Source organism: Methylobacterium organophilum, from assembly GCF_022533465.1.
GTDB lineage: Bacteria > Pseudomonadota > Alphaproteobacteria > Rhizobiales > Beijerinckiaceae > Methylobacterium > Methylobacterium organophilum.
The window spans coordinates 3,497,870-3,511,196 of sequence record NZ_CP092848.1 but is presented as its reverse complement, the minus strand read 5'-3'; the positions used below and the strand labels follow the sequence as shown (position 1 = coordinate 3,511,196).

15 protein-coding genes and 1 pseudogene are annotated in these 13,327 nt (G+C 70.0%); 6 read left to right on the top strand and 10 right to left on the bottom strand.

All coding sequences use genetic code 11. From position 1 onward, the window contains the following. Nucleotides 1–49 precede the first annotated feature (49 nt). From MMB17_RS16485 to MMB17_RS16450, 8 genes are all read right to left on the bottom strand, one after another. Nucleotides 50–259 (bottom strand): hypothetical protein, encoded by a 210-nt coding sequence (locus tag MMB17_RS16485; protein WP_241099585.1) that lies wholly within the window; start codon nucleotides 257–259, stop codon nucleotides 50–52. Between the two features lie 43 nt (nucleotides 260–302). Continuing rightward, nucleotides 303–602 carry an antibiotic biosynthesis monooxygenase family protein gene (locus tag MMB17_RS16480; RefSeq protein ID WP_238314599.1) on the bottom strand — a complete coding sequence of 100 codons (300 nt, stop codon included), beginning with the start codon at nucleotides 600–602 and terminating at the stop codon, nucleotides 303–305. A 66-nt stretch (nucleotides 603–668) separates the two neighbouring features. Next, nucleotides 669–1,274 carry a PadR family transcriptional regulator gene (locus MMB17_RS16475; protein WP_241099584.1) on the bottom strand — a complete coding sequence of 202 codons (606 nt, stop codon included), beginning with the start codon at nucleotides 1,272–1,274 and terminating at the stop codon, nucleotides 669–671. Nucleotides 1,275–1,422: 148 nt separating this feature from the next. Continuing rightward, nucleotides 1,423–4,122 (bottom strand): aconitate hydratase AcnA, encoded by a 2,700-nt coding sequence (gene acnA, locus MMB17_RS16470; RefSeq protein ID WP_238314593.1) that lies wholly within the window; start codon nucleotides 4,120–4,122, stop codon nucleotides 1,423–1,425. Nucleotides 4,123–4,396: 274 nt separating this feature from the next. Beyond that, nucleotides 4,397–5,461 carry a zinc-binding metallopeptidase family protein gene (locus MMB17_RS16465; RefSeq protein ID WP_241099582.1) on the bottom strand — a complete coding sequence of 355 codons (1,065 nt, stop codon included), beginning with the start codon at nucleotides 5,459–5,461 and terminating at the stop codon, nucleotides 4,397–4,399. A 228-nt stretch (nucleotides 5,462–5,689) separates the two neighbouring features. Continuing rightward, entirely contained in the window at nucleotides 5,690–6,358 is a 669-nt protein-coding gene (gene ccmB, locus MMB17_RS16460) for a heme exporter protein CcmB (RefSeq protein WP_241099580.1), read from the bottom strand. Continuing rightward, nucleotides 6,355–7,005 carry a heme ABC exporter ATP-binding protein CcmA gene (gene ccmA / locus MMB17_RS16455; RefSeq protein ID WP_238314585.1) on the bottom strand — a complete coding sequence of 217 codons (651 nt, stop codon included), beginning with the start codon at nucleotides 7,003–7,005 and terminating at the stop codon, nucleotides 6,355–6,357. Before ccmA ends, ccmB begins: the two co-directional genes overlap by 4 nt. 117 nt (nucleotides 7,006–7,122) lie before the next feature. After that, on the bottom strand, nucleotides 7,123–7,962 hold the full coding sequence (locus tag MMB17_RS16450) for a transglutaminase-like domain-containing protein (RefSeq protein WP_241099578.1): 840 nt from the start codon (nucleotides 7,960–7,962) through the stop codon (nucleotides 7,123–7,125). 264 nt (nucleotides 7,963–8,226) lie between these two features. Here MMB17_RS16450 and MMB17_RS16445 point away from each other — a divergent pair, with 264 nt between their 5' ends. Genes MMB17_RS16445 through MMB17_RS16435 form a run of 3 tightly spaced genes read left to right on the top strand, consistent with a single transcriptional unit; the run spans nucleotide 8,227 to nucleotide 9,807 of the window. Then, on the top strand, nucleotides 8,227–9,018 hold the full coding sequence (locus MMB17_RS16445) for a heme ABC transporter permease (RefSeq protein WP_241099576.1): 792 nt from the start codon (nucleotides 8,227–8,229) through the stop codon (nucleotides 9,016–9,018). Between the two features lie 10 nt (nucleotides 9,019–9,028). Further along, nucleotides 9,029–9,196 (top strand): heme exporter protein CcmD, encoded by a 168-nt coding sequence (ccmD, locus tag MMB17_RS16440; protein WP_238314577.1) that lies wholly within the window; start codon nucleotides 9,029–9,031, stop codon nucleotides 9,194–9,196. Beyond that, nucleotides 9,193–9,807, top strand: coding sequence for a DsbE family thiol:disulfide interchange protein (locus tag MMB17_RS16435; protein WP_241099574.1), 615 nt, complete (start codon nucleotides 9,193–9,195; stop codon nucleotides 9,805–9,807). The genes ccmD and MMB17_RS16435 overlap by 4 nt, the downstream gene beginning before the upstream one ends. Before the next feature lie 4 nt (nucleotides 9,808–9,811). On the opposite strand, the gene MMB17_RS16430 is transcribed toward MMB17_RS16435, so the two are convergent. Continuing rightward, nucleotides 9,812–10,423, bottom strand: coding sequence for a septation protein A (locus tag MMB17_RS16430; protein WP_241099572.1), 612 nt, complete (start codon nucleotides 10,421–10,423; stop codon nucleotides 9,812–9,814). Nucleotides 10,424–10,637: 214 nt separating this feature from the next. Here MMB17_RS16430 and MMB17_RS16425 point away from each other — a divergent pair, with 214 nt between their 5' ends. Further along, nucleotides 10,638–10,898, top strand: a complete 261-nt coding sequence (locus tag MMB17_RS16425) for a type II toxin-antitoxin system VapB family antitoxin (RefSeq protein WP_238314568.1) — start codon at nucleotides 10,638–10,640, stop codon at nucleotides 10,896–10,898. After that, nucleotides 10,895–11,293, top strand: a complete 399-nt coding sequence (locus MMB17_RS16420; RefSeq protein ID WP_241099571.1) for a type II toxin-antitoxin system VapC family toxin — start codon at nucleotides 10,895–10,897, stop codon at nucleotides 11,291–11,293. The genes MMB17_RS16425 and MMB17_RS16420 overlap by 4 nt, the downstream gene beginning before the upstream one ends. On the opposite strand, the gene ftsY is transcribed toward MMB17_RS16420, so the two are convergent. Continuing rightward, a complete protein-coding gene (gene ftsY, locus MMB17_RS16415; RefSeq protein WP_241099569.1) occupies nucleotides 11,290–12,588 on the bottom strand; it encodes a signal recognition particle-docking protein FtsY in 1,299 nt (432 codons plus the stop codon). The two genes, MMB17_RS16420 and ftsY, sit on opposite strands and share 4 nt — an antisense overlap. Nucleotides 12,589–12,632: 44 nt before the next feature. Between ftsY and MMB17_RS16410 the strand changes: the two are divergent. Then, nucleotides 12,633–13,327, top strand: a pseudogene (locus tag MMB17_RS16410) (RluA family pseudouridine synthase).

The window sequence follows — 13,327 nt, the reverse complement described above, 5'->3', positions numbered from 1 at the left end:
GCTTAGCCCCGCGCCGGCTTCCTGTCACGCCGCTGTGCGGAGGAGCGGCTCAGCCGCGCCTCTGGGGCGCCTGCTGGTCCTTCATGGGCTCGCCACCGGGCGTGCCGGCGGCGGGCTTGCCCTCGGAGCGTCCGTCCGGCGGCCCGCCCGCCGGGGAGCCGGCCGGGCGCCGGCTGGTATTGACGCTCAGATCCGCCAGACCGTCCCGTTCCGCCCGCCGGATCGTCTCCCGGGTCGGTTTCCCGTGCTCGTCGGACATGCGGTTCTCCTCTGGCAGGAGAACCATGGCCCGCGCCGATCGTTCAGAAGGCCTGAAGCGTCAGCTCGGTGTGCTCGACCTGCGGGGGAGCCTCGAAGGTGTCGGAGACGAGGGCCCGGTACTGCTTCCACGGCTCGGAGCCGGTGAAGTCCTTGGTGTGGGCCTCGAGCGTCTCCCACTCGATCAGCAGGCGGTAGCGCTGCGGCTTCTCCACGGAGCGGCGCACCGCGAAGCTGCGGCAGCCCTTGGCCGCGCGAAAAATCTCGGCGGCCTTGGCGATGCCCGCCTCGAACGCGGCCTCCGCGCCGGCCTTCACGTCGATCTGCGCGATTTCGAGGATCATCGTCGGTCGCTCCTGTTGACGTCCGGCGACCGCCCTACCCTCGCCCGCCGCCGCGGTCGAGCCCGATCAGCTGCGCTCGACGGCGGTGGCGGCGGCGTCGATGGCGGCAGCGACGGCGTTGATCTCGTCCGTGCTCAGCGGGCCGCGGGAGAGGCGCAGGCGCAGGGCCAGCTTCAGGTTCTCCATGGCCCGCACCACCTGCGGGGCCGGGCCGCCGCCATGGGTGCGCGCGGCCTCCGCCATGCGGGCGAGCAGCGGGTCGAGGGTGGCGCGCTGCGCCTCGAGGAAGGCCCGGCCCTCCTCGGTGATGGTGTGCAGCTTCTTGGCGCCGTCCCCCTCGCTGACGGTGACGTGGCCGAGCTCCTCGAGCAGCGTCAGGGTCGGGTAGATCGTGCCCGGGCTCGGGCTGTAGGCGCCGCCGACCTGCTCCTCAATCGCCTTGATGATCTCGTAGCCGTGGCGCGGCTTCTCCGCGATCAGGTGGAGGATGACGAGCCGCAGGTCGCCATGGGCGAAGAAGCGACCGAGGCCCCCCCGTCCGCCGCGCCCGAACCGGCCCGGACCGAAGCCCGGCCCCTCGCGGTGCATGCGGTGATGGTGAGGTCCGTCATGACCCTCCTCGCGGGCGAAGAACCAGTCGGAGGGATGGCGGTGATGGGAATGGGGATGCATGGGATGATTCGATCCTGTTTCGATATGTCGTATTTTTAGATATATCGAAACAGGATCGACGGCAAGCCCCTTTCTGGTTCCGCGACCTCCGAAACGAAAAAGGCCTCCCCGGAGGGAGGCCTTTCCGCATCGTTCGAGACGGGTGCGCTTACGCCGCGAGCGAGCGCAGCACGTAGGGCAGGATGCCGCCGTTGCGGAAGTATTCCAGCTCGTCGAGGGTATCGATCCGGCAGGTCAGCGGGACCTCCTTCTTCGAGCCGTCGGCGGCGGTGATCTCGGCGGTGAGCGTCTGGCGGGGCTTCAGCTCGCCCTCGAGGCCCTTGATGGTGACGGTCTCGTCGCCCTTCAGCCCCAGCGACTGCCACGAATCGCCGTTCTGGAAGACGAGCGGCACCACGCCCATGCCGACGAGATTCGAGCGGTGGATGCGCTCGAAGCTCTCGGCGATCACGGCGCGGACGCCGAGGAGCTTGGTGCCCTTGGCCGCCCAGTCGCGGGACGAGCCGGTGCCGTATTCCTTGCCGGCGAAGACGACGAGGGGCGTGCCCTCCGCCGCGTATTTCTGCGCGGCGTCGTAGATGTACATCTTCTCGCCCGAGGGCTGATGCAGCGTCCAGCCGCCCTCGACGACGTTGCCGGAGGCGTCCTTCACCATCTGGTTCTTGATGCGGATATTGGCGAAGGTGCCCCGCATCATCACCTCGTGGTTGCCGCGCCGCGTGCCGTACTGGTTGAAGTCCTGCACCCGCACCTGATGCGACTGCAGGTACTCGCCGGCCGGCGAGGCCGCGCGGATGTTACCCGCGGGCGAGATGTGGTCGGTCGTGATGGAGTCGAGGAACAGGCCGAGGATGCGCGCGCCCTCGATGTCGGTCACGGGGGCCGGCGTCATCTCCATGCCCTCGAAATAGGGCGGGTTCTGCACGTAGGTGGAGCCCGCATCCCAGGCGAAGGTCTCGGCTTCCTTCACCTCGACGCCCTTCCAGTTCGCGTCGCCGCCGAACACGTCGGCGTAGCGGCTCTTGAACAGGGCCGAGGTGATGTTCTGCTCGATGAAGGCGTTCACCTCCTCGGAGGAGGGCCAGATGTCCTTCAGGTAGACGGGCTGGCCGTCCGCGCCCTGGCCGAGGGGCTCGGTGGTGATGTCGATCTGCAGCGAGCCGGCGAGCGCGTAGGCCACCACCAGGGGCGGCGAGGCGAGGTAGTTCGCCCGCACGTCCGGGTTCACGCGGCCCTCGAAGTTGCGGTTGCCCGAGAGGACGGCGGCCGCGACCACGTCGTTGTCGTTGATCGCCTTCGAGATCGGGGCCGGGAGCGGGCCCGAATTGCCGATGCAGGTGGTGCAGCCGAAGCCGACGAGGTTGAAGCCCAGGGCGTCGAGGCTCTCCTGCAGGCCGGACTTCTCGAGATACTCGCCGACGACCTGGCTGCCGGGGGCGAGCGAGGTCTTCACCCAGGGCTTGGAGCGCAGGCCCTTGGCGACCGCGTTGCGGGCGAGCAGGCCGGCGCCGATCATCACGCTCGGGTTCGAGGTGTTGGTGCAGGAGGTGATCGCCGCGATCACCACGTCGCCGTGGCCGATGTCGAAGTTGGTGCCCTCGACCGCGTAGCGGCTGGCGATGTCGGCAGCCTTCTTGAACTCCTTCTCCATGGCATCGGCGAAACCGGCCTTGGCGGCGTCGAGCAGCACCCGGTCCTGCGGACGCTTGGGGCCGGCGAGCGACGGACGCACCGTGCCCATGTCGAGCTCGAGGGTGTCGGTGAAGACCGGATCGGGGGTCTGCGCGTCGCGCCACATTCCCTGCGCCTTGGCATAGGCCTCGACCAGGGCGATGCGGTCATCGGCGCGGCCGGTGACCTTCAGGAAGTCGATGGTCTTCTGGTCGATGGGGAAGAAGCCGCAGGTGGCGCCGTATTCCGGGGCCATGTTGGAGATCGTGGCGCGGTCGGCCACCGCCATGTCGTCGAGGCCGGGGCCGTAGAATTCCACGAACTTGCCGACCACGCCCTTCTTGCGCAGCATCTGGGTGACGGTGAGCACGAGGTCGGTGGCGGTGGTGCCCTCGGGCAGCTTGCCGGACAGCTTGAAGCCGATCACCTCGGGGATCAGCATCGAGAGCGGCTGGCCGAGCATCGCCGCCTCGGCCTCGATGCCGCCGACGCCCCAGCCGAGCACGGCCAGACCGTTGACCATGGTGGTGTGCGAGTCGGTGCCGACGAGGGAATCCGGATAGGCGATCTCGGCGCCGTCCTCGGTCTTGGTCCACACCGTCTGCGACAGGTATTCGAGATTGACCTGGTGGCAGATGCCGGTGCCCGGGGGCACGACGGAGAAGTTGCGGAAGGCCGACTGGCCCCACTTGAGGAAGGTGTAGCGCTCGCCGTTGCGGGCATATTCCAGCGCCACGTTCTCGTTGAGCGCCTTCGGGCTGCCGAACTCGTCGACGATCACCGAGTGGTCGATGACGAGGTCGACCGGCACCAGCGGGTTGATCTTCTGCGGGTCACCGCCGAGCGCGGCCATGGCGTCGCGCATCGCCGCGAGGTCGACGACGGCGGGGACGCCCGTGAAGTCCTGCATCAGCACGCGGGAGGGACGGAAGGCGATCTCGGTCTCGGCCGTGCCCCGGTTGTCGAGCCAGGCCACCGAGGCCTCGATGTCGGCCTTCTTGACCGAGCGGTCGTCCTCGAAGCGCAGCAGGTTCTCGAGGATCACCTTCATGGAAAAGGGCAGCGCGGCCGCGTCGGGCAGGCCGTTCTTCTGCGCCTCGGGGATGGAATAGAAGGTGTAGGTCTTGCCCCCTGCGGTCAGGGTCTGGCGGGCCTTGAAGCTGTCGAGGGATGCCACGGCGGGTCGGATCCTAAGCTGGCGTTGCGAACACGCGCAGGCATAACCTGCGCCACACGAGGTGTTCGGCTGGAAGCGCTCCAAAGAGCGCGCGCCGCCCCGGGGGTGCCCGGGTAGGATGGTGCGCGAGGGGCGGTTTGGACGCCCTGAGGGGTCGCGCGGCGCAGCCGCGGCCCGTATAGAACGTTTCGAATCTGGCCGCCAGCGTCGCGCGGCCGCGCGCGCCCCTTTCCCCTTTCATTCCGGCGCGTCTGCCGCCGAGGCGGGCGCCCGCTCAGACCCGGCCGTGCACGAGGTCGTGGATGAAGCCGAGCTTCGTCACCACGGGCGGCGCGAGCACGAAGGGGTAGAGATCGGTCTCGCCCATGGCCCGGCTGACGCTGTTCATGGCGAAGACGAAGGGCAGCCAGGCATCGATGATCTGCTGGATGCCCTCGGCCCGGTAGGGATCGAAATCGACCCGTGCGGCGAGTTCGCCGTGGGAATCGAGCAGGGGCTGCACCTGCATGCCGAAGGCGCTCGCCATTTCCAGGGTGTCGACGATGTGGAGATAGTGGGCCCAGGTCTCGGCGAAGTCTTCCCAGGGGTGGGTGGTGGCGTAGGCCGAGACGAAGTTCTCCCGCCAGTTCGGCGGCGTGCCCTGCTCGTAGTGGCGCTTGAGCGCCGCGCCGTAATCCTGCGAATCGTCGCCGAAGACGGCCCGGCAGGCCCCGAGCTTGCCGGCATCGCGCACCAGCACGTCCCAGTAATGGTGCCCGACCTCGTGCCGGAAATGGCCGAGCAGGGTCCGGTAGGGCTCGCCCATGGCCTTGCGCCGTTTCTCCCGCTCGGCCGGGTCGGCCTCGACCAGGGCGATGGTGATCACGCCGTTCTCGTGGCCCGTCATCACCTTCGGCCCGTCGGCGCTGGGCGGATCGGGCAGGAAGTTGAAGATCAGCCCGTGCTCGGGATCCTCCGCCCGGGTCACGAGGGGCAGTTTCCAGCGCAGGAGCGAGTAGATCAGCCGGTGCTTGGCGAATTCCATCTCGCGCCAGTGGGTGAGGTTCTCCGGCACGCTCAGGTCCGGCACGATGCCGTTGTGGCGGCAGGCCAGGCAGAAGGCGTCGGTGGAGCCGGGCGGCACCAGCCAGTTGCAGGCGTCGTGCTGGGCGTTGGTGCAGAAGAAGCGCGGCGTCTCAGGCGCGGCCAGGGGCGTGAAGGAGTTGTTGTCGCCGGCCGGCGACACCGCCGAGAGCGTGTCCATCTCCGGCAGATAGCCGAGGCGATGGCCGCAGCGCTCGCAGGTGCGGTTCTCGAAATACAGGACGTTGCCGCAGGACTGGCACTTGAAGAGCTTCATCGGTGTCGTTCCAGGCCGGTTCCGGCCGCGCCCGTGGCGTGCGGGTCGGCGGAGCGGCCGTCAGAGATGTCGAGGGGGCGCGGTCGGCGTTCGCCGGGGGGCGAGCGCCCCGGTCCGCCGAGCTTCGTCGTTGTCGCGGCAGGAACTCGGGATCGCTGCCCCCGGTTTCCGGAGCCTTTACAAAAATCTGGTCCGCCCCGCTGCCATCGTCTCGTCCTCCGCCCGGCCCTATTCCGACCAGCGTAGGGCGGCGGCGGCGGCGAGCGTGCCGATGACCGCGGCGATCAGGCTGAGGGCCGCCAGGATCGTGAGCGGCGTGGCGAAGGGAACGGTGCCGCCGAGGGCGGCCTCGCTCGCCGAGACGCCGAAGATCAGGGTCGGGATCATCAGCGGCAGCACCAGAACCGCCAGGATCAGGCCGCCGCGGCGGATCGAGGCGGTGAGCGCGGCGCCGACCGCGCCGATGAAGGTGAGCGCCGGGGTGCCGACGAGCAGCGTCAGGGCGGTCGCACCCATGCCGGTGGGCGAGAGCGCCACCAGCAGGCCGAACAGGGGCGAGACCAGGGCGAGCGGCAGGCCCGTGGTCAGCCAGTGGGCCAGCACCTTGGCGAGCACGACCAGTTCGACGGGGGCGGGCGAGCCCGTCATCAGGTCGAGGGAGCCGTCCTCCTCGTCGGCCTGGAAGAGCCGGTCGAGCCCGATCAGGGTCGCGAGCACCGCGGCCAGCCAGAGGATCGCCGGGCCGATCCGCGAGAGCAGGTTCAGGTCGGGCCCCAGGGCGAAGGGCACCAGCGCCACGATCATCAGGAAGAAGACGAGGGAAAGCGCCCCCGAGCCGCCGACCCGGGCGGCGAGCAGGAGGTCCCGGCGCACCAGCGCCGCCAAGGCGCGGATCACGACCAGGTCTCCCAGTCCGAGGCCGCCGCGTCGGCCGGGGCGGATGCGGCGGGGGGGGCGATGCGCAGCTCCGTCGCATCCTCCAGCCCCATCGCCTGATGGGTCGCGGCGACGATCAGGCCGCCCTCGTCCCGGTGGCGCGCCATCAGGCCGGCCAGCACGGCCTGCGAGGCGGTGTCGAGGGCGGCGGTCGGCTCGTCGAGGAGCCAGAGCGGGCGCCGGCAGACGAGGAGGCGGGCGAGCGCCACCCGCCGCCGCTGCCCGGCCGAGAGATAGCCGACCGGCAGGTCCAGGGCATGGGCGAGGCCGAGCGCCGCCAGCGCATCGCGGGGGCTCAGGGTCGGCGCGCCGAGGAGATCGCGGGCGAAGGCGAGGTTCTCACCGGCGGTCAGCGCGGTCTTCAGCCCGTCGCGGTGGCCGACCACGTGCAGGCATTCGGGCAGGGTGCGCTCGCCGACGCCCTCGACGCGGATCGTGCCCGAGGCGGGCTTCAGCCGCCCCGCGAGCATGGCGAGGAGGCTCGACTTGCCGGCACCGTTGCGGCCGGTGACCATCAGCGCCTCCCGGTCGGAGAGCGCGAAGGACAGGCGCTCGAAGACGCGGCGCCCGGAGCGGCGGCAGGCCAGGTTCTCGACGATCAGCCGCAACGATCCGCCCGCATGTTCGCCCGCTCCGACCGCGTGTCGGAGCGGCCGCCCCGCCTATGCGGCGCAGGGCGGCTTCGCGCAAGCGGCCGCGAAGGGGCGAGCCGGGAGGAGGATGGCTCAGGCGGCTCGGCGGGAGAGCGCGGCGTCTTCCGGTTCGACCTCGTCGGTATGGACCTGGAAGGTGACGAGCTTGGCGGAGCCGAAGCTGGTGGTGATGGCGCAGTCGGTGGCATCGCGTCCCCGCGCCATCACGATCCGGCCGATGCGCGGGCGGTTGTGCCGGGCGTCGAAGGCGTACCAGCGCCCGTCGAGATAGACCTCGAACCAAGCGGAGAAATCCATCGGCGCGGGATCCTTCGGCACGCCGATATCGCCGAGATAGCCCGTGCAGTAGCGCGCCGGGATGTTCATGCAACGGCACAGCGTGATGGCGAGATGGGCGAAGTCCCGGCAGACGCCGACCTGCTGGGCGTGACCCTCCGCGGCGCTGCGGGTCGCATCCGCCTGCATGTAGTCGAAGCGGATCCGCTCATGGGCGTAGTCGACGATCGCCTGCACCCGCCCCCAGCCCTCCGGCGTCTGACCGAAGAGCTGCCAGGCGGTGGCGCAGAGCTTGTCCGTGTCGCAGTAGCGGCTGCCCATCAGGTAGGGCAGCACGTCGTCGGGCAGGTCCTCGACGGGGAGCTGGCGCGCCGCCGGCACGACCGGATCCGGCTCGCCGGAATCCCGGATCACGAAATCCGCCGACATGGTGATGCGCCCGGCCGGCGCGACGAGGCGAGTGGCGACATTGCCGAAGGCATCGCGATGCTGCCGCGCCTCGACCGGCGGGTCGAACCGGATGGTCTCAGGCGTCACGAGATCCGCCTGGCGCTCCGGGCGCACGTTCAGAAGCAGGGACATCGGGGTGGAGCGCACGGTCTCGAAGGCGATCGTGAAGCCGGTTCGGATCAGCATCTTGGGGTCCACAGGTCGACAATGTGAACCCCCAGAACATCCCTGCGCGCGCGCTGTTCCAGCCGCGCCTGCGGATAGAAGGTAGGGCGCTGCACAAATGTTGCGCAGGGTAAGGAGTTTCGCTTCGGGCGACCGGAACCGGTTCGGTCCTTTCAGCGCGTCGGGTTGACGCGTCGGGGCACGATCCGAGCGGCGTTGGACGCACCGTCGCGGTGCCGGCCTCGTGCATTGCTGGTGCACCGCACAGCGCGGTAAACGGGCGTCATGTGGACCGCCTTCTGGAACCGCCTCGCCCATCCGGGGCACTTCATGCGCTGGTCGGGGCGCCTGCTGCCCTGGCTCGCCGGTGCCTCGGCGCTTCTGATCGCCGCCGGGCTCTATCTCACCTGGTTCGTGGTGCCGCCAGACTACCAGCAGGGCGAGACCGTGCGGATCATGTACATCCACGTGCCTGCGGCCTGGCTCGGGGTGTTCTTCTACGGCGCGATGGCGGTCTCGGCGATCGGCACGCTGGTCTGGCGGCATCCGCTGGCCGACGTGGCGCAGCGGGCCGCGGCGCCGATCGGGGCGATGTTCACCCTGGTCTGCCTCGTCACCGGTTCGCTCTGGGGCAAGCCGATGTGGGGCACCTACTGGGTCTGGGATGCCCGGCTGACCTCGATGCTGATCCTGTTCCTGATCTATTGCGGCATCATCGCCCTGTGGCGCACCATCGAGGATCCCAACCGGGCGGCCCGTGCCATCGCCATCCTCACGCTGGTGGGTGCGGTGAACCTGCCGATCATCAAGTTCTCCGTGAACTGGTGGTCGACGCTGCACCAGCCGGCCTCGATCCTGCGCATGGGCGGCTCGACCATCGATCCGTCGATGCTCTATCCGCTGCTCGCGATGATCCTCGCCTTCACCCTGCTGGGCGTGAGCCTGCATCTCTACGGCATGCGCACGGAGATCCTGCGCCGCCGGGTGCGGGCGCTGACGATCCGCGAGGCCGAGCGGCTCGATGCCGGGGCCGCCGTGGCGCCGGCCTCGCCCCTTCCCGTGGGCCAGCCGGTCTGAGGGTGTCACGATGGACCTGACCGCCCAGCTCGGCCCCCATGCGGGCTTCATCCTCGGCGCCTACGGCTTCACGGCCCTCGTGATCGCGGGCCTGATCCTCAATGCCTGGCGCGACCGCCGGGCGCAGAACCGGGCGCTGGCCGCCCTCGAAGCGAGCCGGACGCCGCCGCGGCCATGAGCGAGACCCCCTCCCCCCACGACGCCCCGGCGGAGCCGGTGCGGCGCTCGCTGCTGGTCCTGCTGCCGGTGCTGGTCTTCGCGATCCTCGCCGGCCTGTTCTTCCTGCGGCTGCGTTCGGGAGTCGACCCGCAGGCGCTTCCCTCCGCGCTGATCGGCAAGCCCGTCCCGGCTTTCGATCTCGGCCCCGTCGCCGGCCTCTCGGCCGAGGGGCAGCCGGTGCCGGGCCTGTCCTCCGCCGATCTCAAGGGCCAGGTGACGGTCCTGAACTTCTGGGCCTCCTGGTGTGCGCCCTGCCAGGTCGAGCACCCGATGCTGATGCGCCTGTCCCGGGAGCCCGGCATTCGCCTGGTCGGCATCGACTACAAGGACGGCGCCGAGGCCGGGCGCCGCTTCCTGGCGCGCAACGGCGTCCCCTTCGCCGCGGTGGGCGCGGATGCGAGCGGCCGCGTCGGCATCGATTTCGGGGTCTACGGCGTGCCGGAGACGTTCATCATCGGGCCGGACGGCACGATCCGCGACAAGCTCGTCGGCATCGTGACCGCGGAGAATTACGGCGACGTGCTCGCCAAGATCCGCGCCGCGGGCAAGATCGCGGCGGCCTCCCCGTGACGGATCAGGCCTCGGCCTTGTCCTTGCGCTCGTAGCGCATCAGCAGGGGCGTCTGGGCCAGCGCGAAGGCGATGGTGAGCGGCATGATGCCGAACACCTTGAAGCTGACCCAGAAGTCTTCCGTCTGCGTGCGCCAGACCGCCTCGTTGAGGACGGCCAGGGCCAGGAAGAACATGCCCCAGCGGAAGGTGAGCTTGCGCCAGCCCTCCTCGGTGAGGTTGAACATGCTGTCGAGGGCGACGGAGAGCAGCGAGCGGCCGAAGGCCAGCCCGCCGAGCAGCACCACCCCGAACAGGCCGTTCACGATGGTCGGCTTCATCATGATGAAGGTCTTGTCCTGAAGCGCGAGCGTCAGGCCGCCGAACACCACGACCACGACGCCCGAGACGAGGGGCATCACCGGCAGCCGGCGCACCAGGGCGAAATGGGCGGCCAGCGCGACCACCGTCGCCGCGATGAAGACGCCGGTCGCCACGAACAGTTTCTGGTCGGGCGAGACGCCGAAGCGCTCCGCATAGGAATTGACGAGGAAGAAGACGACGAGCGGCCCGAGCTCCAGGGCGAGCTTGAGGAGCGGCGGCAGGTGCCGGCGGGGCGGGACGGATTCGATCTTCATCGGGCGTTCTGGTGACCTTCGCCGGCGTCCGGCCGGTGATGGCGGCGGCGGCGCGGCGGGTGTAGGACAGGGCGTTGCGTATTCCTAGAGCCGGGCCCCTCCCCTCGGACCGGACACGGCTCCAGGCCCCGTCACAACGCGCGTTCACGCCGAAGCGGTCTCCACTGCGACGAAGCGCGCTCCAACTGCGGCGATCGTGCCGCTACGGTCGGACATGACGATCAGGATCGAGAACCCGGAGGCCGAAGCCCTCCTCGTCGACCTGGAACGGGCGACGGGGCGGGACCGGGCGGATCTGATCGTCGAGCTCCTGCGCCGCGAGCGCGACAGGCTCGCCCCTGGTCGGGAACGGATGCCCGTGGATGCCAAGGAATCCGCTCGCCTCCTGCGGGAAAGCGTGCAGGCGCGCGTTCTGATTGATTCGCGCCCCCTCGACGAGGTCCTGGCCTACGACGAGAACGGCCTGCCCGTGTGAGCGACTGCCACGTCATCGACACGTCTGTCTTCATCGCGATCCTCGCGAACGAGGCGGATGCCGACCTCTTGAGCGAGGCCGTGCGGTCGCGACCGCGCCGCGTCATGTCGGCTGCCACCTATCTCGAATGCGCGATGGTGATAGGCCGATGGCAGGCGGCCCGGGCGGATCTCGACGCCTGGCTCGCCCGCGAGCAGATCGACATCCACCCCGTCGATCACGCCCTCGCCCGGCTCGCAGCGGATGCCTTTGCCCGGTTCGGCAAGGGCCGGCATCCGGCCGGGCTGAATTTCGGCGACTGCTTCTCCTACGCCCTGGCGAAATCGCTGGATGCGCCGCTGCTGTTCAAGGGCGCGGATTTCGCGCGCACCGACATCGCGCCGGCCCTGGCCTAATCCTTCTCCAGCCCGGCGATGGCGCGGGCGAAGTCCCGGGCCGCGAAGGGCTCCAGATCCTCCACGCCCTCGCCGACGCCGATGAAGTGCACCGGCAGGCCGAACTTGGCCGCGAGCGCCACCAGGATGCCGCCCCGGGCCGTGCCGTCGAGCTTGGTCATCACCAGCCCGCTGATCGGCGCCGCCTGGGAGAACAGCTCGACCTGGCTGAGGGCGTTCTGGCCGACGGTCGCGTCGAGCACGAGGAGCGCGGCGTGGGGCGCCTCGGGGTCGAGCTTGCGGATCACCCGCACCACCTTCTCGAGCTCCGCCATCAGCCCGGCCTTGTTCTGGAGCCGGCCGGCGGTGTCGATCAGGAGCACGTCCGTGCCCGCCTCCTTCGCCCGCTGCAGGGCGTCGAAGGCGAGGCCGGCCGCGTCCGCCCCCTGGGCGCCGCTGATCACCGGCGTGCCCGTGCGCTCCCCCCAGACCTTGAGCTGCTCGATCGCCGCGGCGCGAAAGGTGTCGCCGGCCGCCAGCATCACGCTGCGCCCCTCCGCCTTCAGCTTCGAGGCGAGCTTGCCGATGGTGGTGGTCTTGCCGGCGCCGTTCACGCCGACCATCAGGATCACGAAGGGTTTCCGGGTCGCATCGACCGCGAGGGGATGGGCGACGGGGGCCAGCGCCCGCTCGACCTCCGTGGCGAGGATGGCGCGGACCTCGTCGGCGGAGATGCCCTTCTCGTAGCGCCCCTTGCCGACGGCTTCGGAGATCCGCATGGCCGTCTCGACCCCGAAATCCGCCTGGATCAACGCATCTTCCAGCTCCTCCAGCGTGTCGGCATCAAGCTTCCGCTTCGTGAAAACCCCCGTGACCCGATCGGACAGGGCTGAGGAGGTGCGGCGCATGCCGGCGGTGAGCCGGCTCCACCAGCCGCGCTTCTCCTCGGCCGGCGCCTCTGCCGGGGTTTCGGCGGAGACGAGGGAGGAAACCGGTGCTGTGCCGTGCTCGGGGTCGTCGCCTGCCGTCCCGGCGGGCGGCGCGTCCTCGTCGGCGACGGGCTGGAGATCGGCACCCTCGACCTCGTCGGGAACCGTGTTCTTGTCCGGGTCCTCGGGCGAGGGCTCGCTCGGCGGCAGGGGCACGGCCGCGATGTCGTCCGCACCCGTGGCGAAATCGGGCTGGCCCTCCGAATCCGAGGCCGGCGAGATCGGATCCAGCGTGGCGGCCTCGTCGGCGGCGGCCGGCTGCGATGCCTCCTTGCCCTTCCGTCCGAACAGCCGGCCGAACCAGCCCGGCTTTTCCTCGTCGCTCATTCGATCTTGCTCCCGGCGGCCGGCGTCACTAGCGAAACGATGCGATGCCGGCCCAAACACTCATCACCGACATAAGTGCGCGCCTCCTCTACCGCGACGCCCTGATGCTCGTCATCGACAAACCGGCGGGTTTGCCGGTGCATCCCGGACCGAAGGGCGGGCCGACGCTGACCGATCACCTGGACGCCCTGCGCTTCGGGTTGCCGAAGCGGCCGCAGGCGGCCCACCGGCTCGACCGCGACACCTCCGGTTGCCTGGTGCTCGGGCGCCATGCCAAGGCGCTGGCGCGGCTCAACCGCCTCTTCGCGGAGAGCGCCGTGGAGAAGACCTATTGGGCGGTGGTCGAGGGCGGCCCCCCGACGAAGCCGGCACGATCGACCTGCCTCTGGCCAAGCGTTCCGATGACCCGCGGAGCTGGTGGATGAAGGTCGACCCCGCCGGCGATCCCTCTCTCACGCACTGGCGGGTGCTCGGGCGCGATCCCGCGGCCGGGCGCACCGTTCTGGAACTGAAACCCGTCACCGGCCGCACGCATCAGCTTCGCGTGCATTGCGCCGCCTCCGGCTGGCCGATCCTGGGCGATGCCGTCTACGGGACGGCGCCACGCGGGGCGGATCTCCACCTGCATGCCCGCGCCCTCGTCCTCCCTCTCTATCCACGCAAGAATCCGATCCGGGTGGAGGCGCCCCCGCCGGAGCGGATGCGTTCCGAGCTCGCGCGTTGTGGGCTTCCTGCCTGA

Bases quoted from the DNA above. Each gene is read 5' to 3' on its own strand.
- MMB17_RS16485 (WP_241099585.1), bottom strand. From the start codon at position 259: ATGTCCGACGAGCACGGGAAACCGACCCGGGAGACGATCCGGCGGGCG.
- MMB17_RS16480 (WP_238314599.1), bottom strand. From the start codon at position 602: ATGATCCTCGAAATCGCGCAGATCGACGTGAAGGCCGGCGCGGAGGCC.
- MMB17_RS16475 (WP_241099584.1), bottom strand. From the start codon at position 1,274: ATGCATCCCCATTCCCATCACCGCCATCCCTCCGACTGGTTCTTCGCC.
- MMB17_RS16465 (WP_241099582.1), bottom strand. From the start codon at position 5,461: ATGAAGCTCTTCAAGTGCCAGTCCTGCGGCAACGTCCTGTATTTCGAG.
- MMB17_RS16450 (WP_241099578.1), bottom strand. From the start codon at position 7,962: ATGCTGATCCGAACCGGCTTCACGATCGCCTTCGAGACCGTGCGCTCC.
- MMB17_RS16445 (WP_241099576.1), top strand. From the start codon at position 8,227: ATGTGGACCGCCTTCTGGAACCGCCTCGCCCATCCGGGGCACTTCATG.
- ccmD (WP_238314577.1), top strand. From the start codon at position 9,029: ATGGACCTGACCGCCCAGCTCGGCCCCCATGCGGGCTTCATCCTCGGC.
- MMB17_RS16435 (WP_241099574.1), top strand. From the start codon at position 9,193: ATGAGCGAGACCCCCTCCCCCCACGACGCCCCGGCGGAGCCGGTGCGG.
- MMB17_RS16430 (WP_241099572.1), bottom strand. From the start codon at position 10,423: ATGAAGATCGAATCCGTCCCGCCCCGCCGGCACCTGCCGCCGCTCCTC.
- MMB17_RS16425 (WP_238314568.1), top strand. From the start codon at position 10,638: ATGACGATCAGGATCGAGAACCCGGAGGCCGAAGCCCTCCTCGTCGAC.
- ftsY (WP_241099569.1), bottom strand. From the start codon at position 12,588: ATGAGCGACGAGGAAAAGCCGGGCTGGTTCGGCCGGCTGTTCGGACGG.